This window comes from Antrihabitans stalagmiti (assembly GCF_016482825.1).
Taxonomy (GTDB): domain Bacteria; phylum Actinomycetota; class Actinomycetes; order Mycobacteriales; family Mycobacteriaceae; genus Antrihabitans; species Antrihabitans stalagmiti.
This window is the reverse complement of record NZ_JAEMNV010000031.1, coordinates 1-3,361: the sequence shown is the minus strand read 5'-3', so window position 1 is coordinate 3,361 and position 3,361 is coordinate 1. Positions and strand designations below refer to the sequence as shown.

The window sequence follows — 3,361 nt, the reverse complement described above, 5'->3', positions numbered from 1 at the left end:
CGAACCCCACACCGACACACCACCGGCGAGTGCGATGGAACAGTCGCCGGCGCGTAAGGACTGAGAGGCGAGGTGCAGAGCGACGAGCGACGACGAACAGGCCGTATCCACCGTCATCGCGGGCCCCTCGAACCCGAACACATAGGCAACCCGGCCCGACAGCACACTCAACGTCGTGCCCGTCAGTCGGAAGCCTTCCAGCTCTCCTGACACCCTCGCGTCGTAGTCCGAATGACCGCCTCCGACGAACACACCGACGTCGCTGCCGCGCAACGATTCTGGATCGATGCCCGCGTCTTGCATTGCGTCCCATGCGACCTCGAGCAGAACTCGCTGCTGGGGATCCATTGCCGCAGCCTCGCCCGCACCGATCCCGAAGAACTCCGCATCGAACCCACTCGCGTCGTCCAGGAAACCACCGCCGGCGGAATACACCGTCCCCGGTTTGTCCGCATCGGCATCGAGCAGGCGGTCCAGATCCCAGCCCCGATCGATCGGCCACTCCGAGACCGCATCGACTTCACCGAACACCAAATCCCACAGGGCTTCCCGCGATCCAACACCGCCGGGGAATCGACACCCAACTCCTACGATCGCCACGGGTTCGTCTGTGTGGACCGCCGTTCGAGGCGCAGCCGCGACCGGCGTTATGCCGCGGACCTGGCCGAGGATGTAGTCGGCGAGGACGGTCGGCGTCGGATAGTCGAAAACGAGTGTCGACGGCAGCCGGATTCCGGTCGCTCGAGTAAGACGGTTGCGTAGTTCGACCGCGCCGAGAGAGTCGAGGCCGAGGTCGGTAAACGTACTCGCCGGCTCAACTTTCTCGGTGTTGGCAACCACCGCAACGTGTTCCAGCACGAGGGCAAGGACAACCGGTGTGCGATCTGCCTCGACGAGGCCGGCCAACTGCGACGCCAATCCGGAGGTCGGTGTCGAACCAGCCGACACAAGTCCCCTCAGCAACTCATGTATTGCGCCAGTACGAAGCAGAGGTGCCTCGATTCGCGCTGGAATCAGCGCGGCAGTGTCGCTGGCAACAACTGTGTCGAAAAGCGCAAGGGCGGCAACGGTATCGACGGGAACGACTCCCAATCGGTGCCAACGCGCCAGGTCTGTGGCGGCGAGGCGGCCAGCCATCCCGGACTCCGCCGCCCACGGTCCCCATGCCAACGACGTCGCCACGGACCCGGCCCGACGACGACTCCGCGCCACCGCGTCCAACGCAGCATTCGCGGCCGCGTACCCACCCTGCCCCGCAGTACCCAACACTCCCGCAATCGACGAAAACAGCACAAACGCCGACAGATTCAGATCCCGTGTCAACTCGTCCAACACCACCGCACCGGCGACCTTCGGCCCCCACACCCGATCAAGTTGCGACGGTGTCATCGACTCGATCGTGGCGTCGTCGAGGACCCCGGCCGCATGAATCACCGCAGTCAGTGGTTGTTCTCTCGGAATCGCCGCCAAGATCGATTCCAGCGCAACCCGATCCGCCACATCACACGCCGATACCGTGGCGGCACAACCCAACTCGGAGAGCTCCGCGACCAACTCGGCCGCACCTGGGGCGTCCCCACCGCGACGACTTATCAACACCAGTCGACGCACACCGTGTGTCGCTGCGAGATGCCGCGAGACGACCGCTCCCACACCACCGGTGCCGCCAGTGATCAGCACAGTTCCGGCCGCCCACTCGATCGGTGCCGGCGCCTCCGTCGCGGCACGGACCAAACGTGGGACCTCGACGACACCGGAACGGATCCGCACCTGCGAATACCCCGATGCCACAACGGCATCAAGATCCACATCGTCGGAATCATCGGCATCGACCAACACAAACCGACCCGGATGCTCCGCCTGCGCCGATCGCACCAAACCCCACACACCCGCCGCAACAGGATCGAACTCCAACCCCGTAGTGGTCACCACCAACCGAGAATCCGACTCCCCAGACAACACCCGCTGCACACGGTCCAACACACCCGCCACACCCACGCCACCGTCGAACCGGTCGAACGGCTGCGCATCGCCATTCCTCAGATCGACAGGCACCCAGCCCAACTCGAACAACGAGTCGCGACGAACACTGCTTCTGCTTGCCAGCTGTGCGGATTCGACAGGTCGATAGACCAGCGAGTCGATCGATATCACCGGGTCGCCGTACCCGTCGACCGCGGCGATCGTCCATGCCGATTCGCCGCCGACTGCGACCCGCACCCGAAGAGCGGTCACTCCGTCTTGATATCGACGGACACCGTTCCAGCTGAACAACATTCGGCCTGAACCACTATCTCCGAACGCGACAACCGCGCCGCCGTGCAGAACCGAGTCGAACAACCCTGGATGCAGACCGTAGGAGCCGGCGTCCGGGTATGTTTCGGGATCCAGTGCAACCTCGGCGAATACAGCACCGTCGCGGCGCCACGCGGCTCGAACACCGCGGAAGGTTGGCCCGTAGTCGAATCCGACCGCTTCCAACTCCGCGTAGACAGCATCGACGCCGATCGGTTCGGCACCGGGCGGTGGCCACACCGGAGCCGCGAGTTCGGCGAACGGATCGACGGAGGATTCGATTGCCGCGGTGACAGACCCAGCCGCATGACGCGTCCAGTCGTCGTCGGTAGCCTCCAGACGAGAGTAGATCGCGAGAGGACGAGTGCCTGTCTGATCGGGTTCCCCGACTGTCACCTGAACGAGCCTCGCCTCGCCGACATCGAAGATGATCGGCACCTCGAGGGTCAACTCCTCGAGGGTCTCGCAGCGCAGTTGCGTGCCGGCACGCATCGCCATCTCGACGAGAGCCGTGCCCGGCACGACGATGACTCCAAGCAGTACATGGTCGGCGATCCATGGGTGGGTGTCGATGGACAGTCGGCCGCCGAACACGTGTTGGCCGGTGTCGGCGACCGAAACCTCGCTATCGATGATCGGATGGTTGAGATCACCACCGCTGGTCGCATTTCGAGTCTCGGTAAGCCAATACCGTTGGTGCTGGAAGGGATAACCCGGCAGATCCACCCGCTGCGCACCCTGCCCAGCAAAGAACTGCACCCAATCCACCGCGACGCCATGGCAATGCGCTGTTGTCACCGCGCGCACCACCGTCTGCACCTGCGGCCGACCACGACGTTGCGTCGCAACCACAGCATGGGCGTCGATCAGCCCCGACAACTGCGCATCCGGACCGACCTCAACGAACCGCGACCCACCCGCGGACTTCGCCGCCCTGATCCCATCAGCGAAGCGGACCGGCTCCCGCACCTGCCGCACCCAATACCCCGGATCAGCGAACAACTCCGTCTCCACCCGACCGGTCACAGTCGACACCAACGCAACACGAGGCAAGTTCCAGGTCAGA

General features: G+C 64.4%; 1 protein-coding gene. It reads right to left on the bottom strand.

What is annotated here, in order from left to right:
* The coding region (locus tag JGU71_RS29535) for a type I polyketide synthase (RefSeq protein ID WP_199708704.1) at positions 1 to 3,321 on the bottom strand (3,321 nt) is incomplete at its 3' end.
* Between the last annotated feature and the right edge of the window lie 40 nt (positions 3,322 to 3,361).